The organism is Microvirga sp., from assembly GCF_014699075.1.
In the GTDB taxonomy this organism is placed as follows: domain Bacteria; phylum Pseudomonadota; class Alphaproteobacteria; order Rhizobiales; family Beijerinckiaceae; genus Microvirga.
Window position 1 is genome coordinate 459,463 of the sequence record NZ_JACXAB010000003.1, and the last position, 6,073, is coordinate 465,535.

10 protein-coding genes are annotated in these 6,073 nt (G+C 64.5%); 6 read left to right on the forward strand and 4 right to left on the reverse strand.

Annotated elements, in window-relative coordinates; translation table 11 throughout:
- Window positions 1-4: 4 nt before the first annotated feature.
- Window positions 5-346 carry a DMT family protein gene (locus IC232_RS07655; protein WP_190844325.1) on the reverse strand — a complete coding sequence of 114 codons (342 nt, stop codon included), beginning with the start codon at window positions 344-346 and terminating at the stop codon, window positions 5-7.
- Between the two features lie 90 nt (window positions 347-436).
- Here IC232_RS07655 and IC232_RS07660 point away from each other — a divergent pair, with 90 nt between their 5' ends.
- Entirely contained in the window at window positions 437-958 is a 522-nt protein-coding gene (locus tag IC232_RS07660; RefSeq protein WP_190844326.1) for a DUF1499 domain-containing protein, read from the forward strand.
- Here IC232_RS07660 and IC232_RS07665 read toward each other — a convergent pair.
- Together IC232_RS07665 and IC232_RS07670 are read right to left on the reverse strand one after the other, a co-directional pair.
- Window positions 955-1,725 (reverse strand): C13 family peptidase, encoded by a 771-nt coding sequence (locus IC232_RS07665; RefSeq protein ID WP_190844327.1) that lies wholly within the window; start codon window positions 1,723-1,725, stop codon window positions 955-957. The two genes, IC232_RS07660 and IC232_RS07665, sit on opposite strands and share 4 nt — an antisense overlap.
- A 27-nt stretch (window positions 1,726-1,752) precedes the next feature.
- On the reverse strand, window positions 1,753-2,007 hold the full coding sequence (locus IC232_RS07670) for a SemiSWEET family sugar transporter (RefSeq protein ID WP_190844328.1): 255 nt from the start codon (window positions 2,005-2,007) through the stop codon (window positions 1,753-1,755).
- Window positions 2,008-2,208: 201 nt separating this feature from the next.
- On the opposite strand from IC232_RS07670, the gene IC232_RS07675 reads away from it, so the two are divergent.
- Window positions 2,209-2,598: a DUF3775 domain-containing protein gene (locus IC232_RS07675; RefSeq protein WP_190844329.1), complete on the forward strand. Its 390-nt coding sequence runs from the start codon at window positions 2,209-2,211 to the stop codon at window positions 2,596-2,598.
- A 42-nt stretch (window positions 2,599-2,640) separates the two neighbouring features.
- Here the strand turns inward: IC232_RS07675 and IC232_RS07680 are convergent, their stop codons facing one another.
- On the reverse strand, window positions 2,641-3,420 hold the full coding sequence (locus IC232_RS07680) for a DUF4394 domain-containing protein (protein WP_190844330.1): 780 nt from the start codon (window positions 3,418-3,420) through the stop codon (window positions 2,641-2,643).
- 161 nt (window positions 3,421-3,581) lie between these two features.
- Between IC232_RS07680 and IC232_RS07685 the strand changes: the two genes are divergently transcribed.
- The 4 genes from IC232_RS07685 to IC232_RS07700 all read left to right on the forward strand — a co-directional run bounded on the left by IC232_RS07685 (window position 3,582) and on the right by IC232_RS07700 (window position 5,860).
- Window positions 3,582-4,148: a sigma-70 family RNA polymerase sigma factor gene (locus IC232_RS07685; RefSeq protein ID WP_312887592.1), complete on the forward strand. Its 567-nt coding sequence runs from the start codon at window positions 3,582-3,584 to the stop codon at window positions 4,146-4,148.
- Window positions 4,145-4,879 (forward strand): anti-sigma factor domain-containing protein, encoded by a 735-nt coding sequence (locus tag IC232_RS07690; protein ID WP_190844331.1) that lies wholly within the window; start codon window positions 4,145-4,147, stop codon window positions 4,877-4,879. The genes IC232_RS07685 and IC232_RS07690 overlap by 4 nt, the downstream gene beginning before the upstream one ends.
- A 62-nt stretch (window positions 4,880-4,941) precedes the next feature.
- Complete coding sequence (locus tag IC232_RS07695; RefSeq protein ID WP_190844332.1) at window positions 4,942-5,151, forward strand: hypothetical protein; 210 nt, start codon at window positions 4,942-4,944, stop codon at window positions 5,149-5,151.
- A 139-nt stretch (window positions 5,152-5,290) separates the two neighbouring features.
- On the forward strand, window positions 5,291-5,860 hold the full coding sequence (locus IC232_RS07700) for a fasciclin domain-containing protein (protein ID WP_210335251.1): 570 nt from the start codon (window positions 5,291-5,293) through the stop codon (window positions 5,858-5,860).
- Window positions 5,861-6,073: the final 213 nt, after the last annotated feature.

Here is a 6,073-nt window from a genome sequence, read left to right on the forward strand (position 1 = left end):
CAGGTCAGCGTGCCTGGAAGATGAAGGCGGCGCCGGCCGCGATCAGCCCGAAGCCGACAAGATGGTTCCAACCGAGGGGCTCCTTCAGGTAGAGCACCGAGAAGGCTGCAAAGACCACGAGGGTGATGACCTCCTGGATGGTCTTCAGTTCGGCGGCCGAATAGACCGCGGAGCCGATCCGGTTGGCTGGCACGGCCAGCCAGTATTCAAAGAAGGCAATGCCCCAGCTGACGATCACCGCCATCCAGAGAGCCGATGTCTTGTACTTGAGATGCCCGTACCACGCGAAGGTCATGAAGACGTTCGAGGCAACCAGCATCAGGATGGGGGCAACGTGAGGGCTCATCGGACTTTCGGGGAATTGCTAGGAGGGAGGCGCGCCCTGCCCTATCCTTCTCAGCGAGGCTGTCAAGCGACTGATGGGAATAGGCGGAACATGCGGAAGAAGGCTGTAGCAATCGGACTTGTGAGCGTCGGTCTCGGCTATGGCCTGTGGCGCGGCTGGGAAACAGGACTTGAGCGAACGTGGCAGGGCGTGTTCGGCTCACCCGATCTCGGGTCGGTGGACTTTGCGACACTCAAGCGCCGCACCAATCCCAACGATGCCCTGATCTGCTCAGCCGACGTCTGCCCTCAGGCCCAAGCGGATGCGCAGCCCCCGGTCTTTCCGGTGCCGGCCGCCCGGCTCCGCAGCATCGTATCGGAGGTGGCTCTGGCAGAGCCCGGCACAAGCCTTCTCGACCGAGGCCCGCAGCAGGACCGCTATCTCGTGCGCACGCGGCTCATGCGCTTTCCCGATACGGTGGTCATGCAGGTGTTCGACCGGGGCGAGGACGCATCGACCCTTGCCGTCTATTCCCGCAGCCAGATCGGCCGCTCGGACTTCGGCGTCAACCGGCGAAGGCTCGAGCGCTGGGTTGCCCGTGTCGGCACGCTGGCCGCAAGGCAGCAGACTTAACGGGCGTTGAGACGCTCCAGAACCTGGGATCCGCCGGCGATCTGCGGATTGGATGGATCGAATCCCTCCCGCCTCTCCCGCTGGGTGACGAGGCCGCGCGCGCTCTCGAAAGCCGTATCCAGCCGCGGGTCACGCCTGAGGGCTTTGTTGAAGAAGGCGTCGCCGAAGTACGTCCAGGTCGCCCCGTCCCGGCAGCCGAAGGACGGCTTGTCGGCCGCAGCCGCCGTGATCACGAGGGTGCGCGCATCGGCGAGCGCATTGGCGAAAACGCCCGAGTAGCAGGCCGAAACGATGACGACCCGGTGCTGCGCCCTGGTTCGCTCGAGCAAGACCTTCACGTCACCCGGCGTGACGAGGCGGGTGTCCCGCCCGGCCACGAGAGCGATGCCCTCCGGCGCCCCATGGGAGGTGAGGACGAGCACCACGATGTCCTCGGCCGGATCGAGCGTGCGGCCTGCCGCTTCGGCTGCTGCCACAAGGGTTTCAGGCGTCGCGCCGGCCCGGCGCTTGGTGTTGGAACGGACGATGGAGCGGCCCTTGGCGCCGAGCTGCGCTTCCAGAATGCGGGCTGCGCCCCTGGCCTCGCTTTCGAACACACTTTGCGGACCCCAGAGACCGAAGGACAGGATATACACGTCCGTCTGTCCCGGGCGCTGCGGCGCCAGCTGGAACGGATCGGCCCGGCGGGCTGCCTGCGCGAAGACCTCGGGGGAAGAGCCCAGGGCCAGAGAGAGCCCGATCAGGCAAAAGGCAATCAACCGGCGCATCACCAACTTCCCCATGTCAAAACAATCCTAGCCGTATCGCACCTTCAACGCCAGGATCAGCGCCACCAGCACGAAGTTGGTGCCGTTGGCAAAGATAATCGGCGGGCTGTCGACCAGGATCCCGTAGACCAGCCACAGGCCGACCCCGAGGGTCAAAGCGCCCTGGGTGAGCAGCGAAAGGGATGTGGTGTCCTTGGTGCGGATGGTTTTGATGGCCTGCGGCAGCCAGCAGACCGTGGTGAGAATGGCAGCGGCAAAGCCGAGGAGTTCTGTACCGGACATGATCGAATCGCGCTTGGAAACCAGCGTATCTCTATCACACCCGCAGCTCTTCGCCCTTTAATCCACCAGGCGGCGGCAATGCACAGGCCCGACATCACTTTTCGAAGCTTCGCCGGGGCTGAACCGAATGGGCTCTTCTGGGTTTCCCTGTGAGCAATTGAACAAGACATCGTCCGAAGCGGAATTTTCACGAGGATTTCTATGGATATCGCGCTCGACAAGGTTTGCGAACTCATTCTCCGGGCCAGGGCCATCGACGTCAAAGAGGGCATCACCGATCCGGCCTCGGGGTCGAATCCCATCGACGACGGCAGCATCGATGCGCTGACCGCCTCGCCTGACGACGCGACCGAGGAGGAAGTGCGGGATGTGATCGCCGGCCTCAACGACGACGAGCGCGCCGACCTGATTGCCCTTGTCTATATCGGCCGCGGCGACATGGAGCCCGAGGAATGGGGCGCGGCCGTGCGCCTCGCCCGCGAGCGCGACGAGGCGAGCTCCGCCTCCACCGCCGACTGGCTCATCGGGATCCCCAACCTCGCCGACCTTCTGGACGAGGGTCTCAACGCCATGGGGCGCAGCTGCGCCTGAGCGGAATGGCGCGCCAGGCATCACCGGCGCGCCGCTTCCGGACTACATGGCCTTGGGCATCGCGGCGATGTCGCGCACGGTCCCATTCACGCCAGCAATCATCCCGACTTCAGAGGCCTTTCCGGTTGCCAGATCGACCTTGTAGAGCGACTTGCCGTTCATGAGCCAACCCTCGTTGGTGGCATCGCTGGATACGATGTCGAAGGCCGCCGCGCCGGCCTCCATGCCCAGCATGCCGACCGAGTTCAGCACGCCGTCGTTGGGCGGCGCCTGCTTGACGAGCACGCCAGCAGCTTCGATGTCGTAGAGCACCGTCTCCTTCGCGCCCTTCATGGAATTGGTGTAGGCGCCGGCCACGACCTTCGGCATCTTGCCCTTGTGCATGTCGGCGTCGGCGAACTTCAGCCCGCCGTCCTTCGTGACCTTGCCGTCATCCACATTGACGCGAAGGTTCATGCCGTCCGAGCCGATAATCCGCAGCCGGTCCGCCACCGGGTTGAAATCGACGGTCGCCATGGTGCCGGGCGCGAGCATGGCGTCGAGCTTGGACTTCATGGTGGCCTTGCCCGTCGCTGGATCGATGGTCACCACCGTTCCGTCAGTGACAACGCCATAGAGCATGCCGTCGGCCGGGCGCACATCGATGCCGACAAGGGCGCCGGAGAGGCCCGAGACCTTCATCGAACGCTCGACCTTCTTGCCCGCCACATCCACGATGGCAATCGTGTCGTCTCCCACGAGAGCCGCGACGCTCTGCGCCTGCGCGGCACCGGCAATGAGAGATGACCCGATGAGAGCCATGGCCAAGGGTGTGAACTTCATAGGATGATCCTCCGGCTGAAACCTCCGGTCGTCAGCGACCAGCATTGCGCATACCCGCCGGAATCCTCTATGGATGCAGGGGTGGTGAATTTATCTCAGCCCTTCTGCATCCAGCGGCAGGGTTCGGGTGTATCCTTGGCAAGTGGAAACGGAGTTCTCGCGTGAAGGCAGTGCTGGGGGAGATCGCCTCCCCGGCCTTGGACCTGAACCACGCCCTCGGCCAGTGCGCCCGGGGCGATCGCGCGGCCCTGCGTGCCATCTACGACATTGAGGCACCGCGGATGCTGGGCGTCGCCATGCGGCTCCTGCGGCGACGGGCTTTGGCCGAGGAAGCCGTGCACGACACTTTTCTCCAGGTTTGGCGCAAGGCGGACAGCTTCGATCCGGCCCGCGGCGATGCCCGCTCCTGGCTCTACGCCATCCTGCGCAACCGGGCGCTCAACATCCTGCGCGGCGAGACCCGCACCGACCTGGTCGAGGATTTCGAGCCCATGGGGCTCGCGAGCGATGAGGAGAACGCTGAAACCGTCATGATGCGCCTGTCCGACACGGGAAGCCTCAAGCGCTGCCTGGAGCGCCTGGAGCCCTCGCGGCGCCAGGCCATCACGCTCGCCTATATCCACGGGCTCAGCCATGGGGAACTCGCCGGCCGCCTCGGCGTGCCGCTCGGCACGATCAAGTCCTGGATCCGCCGGTCCCTGCTGGCGCTACGGGAGTGCATGGCATGACCCGCGACGATCAGGACCGTCTGGCCGCCGAGCATGTCCTCGGCCTCCTGGAGGGCGATGAGCGCGGGCTCGCCGAGCGTCTCATCGCGTCGGATGCATCCTTTCAGGCTCTCGTCCAGCAATGGCGCACCCGCTTTGCGGAATGGGACAACACGGCCGCCGACCTGCCGCCCGGTGAAGCCCTGTGGCAGCAGATCGAGGCCGGTCTCGAGGCCCAGCCTGCAGTCATGGCCGCAAGGCCTGTGGTGACCGCACGGCGGGAGACGTCGCCGGGGCTGCTGCAGGGGCTCTGGAACAGCCTCACCTTCTGGCGCGGCTTCGGCATGGCCGGTGCGCTGGCCGGGCTCCTGCTCGCCATGGGCGTGGGCTATTTCGCCGACAAAGCCACCCGCCAGCCGACCCTCGTGGCGGTTCTCATGAGCGAGACCAACCAGCCGGGCGCCGTGCTGCGCACCTTCGCGGATGGGCGCCTCGAGCTCATGCCGCTCGGTGACATGGAGATCCCGCACAATCACTCCATCCAGGTCTGGACCTTCCCGGAGCCGAACGGGGCGCCGGTTTCCGTGGGCGTCGTTCAAACCGCCAGGACGGTGCTGCTCGATCCCAGGAACCTGCCCCAGCCGCACTCCAATCAACTGTTCGCGATCTCGGTCGAGCCGCTCACCGGTTCCCCCACGGGCCTGCCGACGGGACCTGTGGTGATGAAGGGCACGGCGTCCACAGCCCTGTGACGGTGCCCTATTTGTGACACGGATCGCGCCAATACTTTTGGCTAATCCTGAAGGAGGATGTCATGGCTCCGCGCCAGCCGCCCGAGAGTTCGGATGATGAGCAGATCAAGCATCTGCAGGCCCTTCACAAAGCCCTGCAAGAGAGCACGGCCATCGATAAGCTGCCCGTTGCTGAGATCAAGCAGGATGAACCGCACCTCGTAACGGCAGAAGAGGTCGAGATCGACCGCATTGAAGCATACCTGAGGGGTCCGACGGCGTTCACCGCCTGACCCGAAATTTTTCTCTCTTCACGAAAACGCGACCCCGCATCCAATCGCATCCATGCGGGGTATCCGCCCTGAAGGTTGAGCCTTCGGTCTCCGGCACAAAGCCGGGATCCTTAATCCAACCAATTCAGGGACCAGATCCATGAACATTCGCATTGCCTGCATGACTGCCGCCATCGCCCTTGCGGCTCCGGCTCTTGTGATGTCGCTGCCTGTCACCGCACAGGAGAAGACCACGACCGTTGGTGGCGCCCCGATGTATCCGTCGAAGAACATCGTCGAGAATGCCGTCAATTCGAAGGACCACACCACCCTCGTGGCCGCCGTGAAGGCCGCAGGCCTTGTCGAGACCCTGCAGGGCCAGGGCCCGTTCACGGTCTTCGCTCCGACCAACGCAGCCTTCACTAAGCTGCCGGCCGGCACGGTCGACACGCTCCTGAAGCCCGAGAACAAGGCGCAGCTCACCGGCGTGCTCACCTACCACGTGGTGGCCGGCAAGATGACCGCGCAGGATCTCGCAGCAAAAGTGAAGGAAGGCGGCGGCAAGGCCATGCTGAAGACCGTGCAGGGCGAAATGCTCACCGTCACGCCCTCCGGCAACACGCTCACCATCACCGACAAGAAGGGCGGCAAGTCCACCGTCTCCATCGCCGACGTGATGCAATCGAACGGCGTCATCCACGTGGTCGACACCGTTCTGCTGCCGGGCTGATCCCCCCACAGCCCGGAATGGGCGGAGCGAAAGCTCCGCCCGGTTTCCCAGTGGTCACACACTTCAGCAGCCCTTCGGGGCTGCTTTTTTGACGTCTGTTGAAGGTATGCGGCAAACGAAAAAGGCCGCTCGTCGAGATTGTGTGCGTCAAGTTCTGCAAAGCGGGGCGGCCGAGCAGGCTGGCTAAGCGGCTTCGCGGAGTTGATCCTTCTT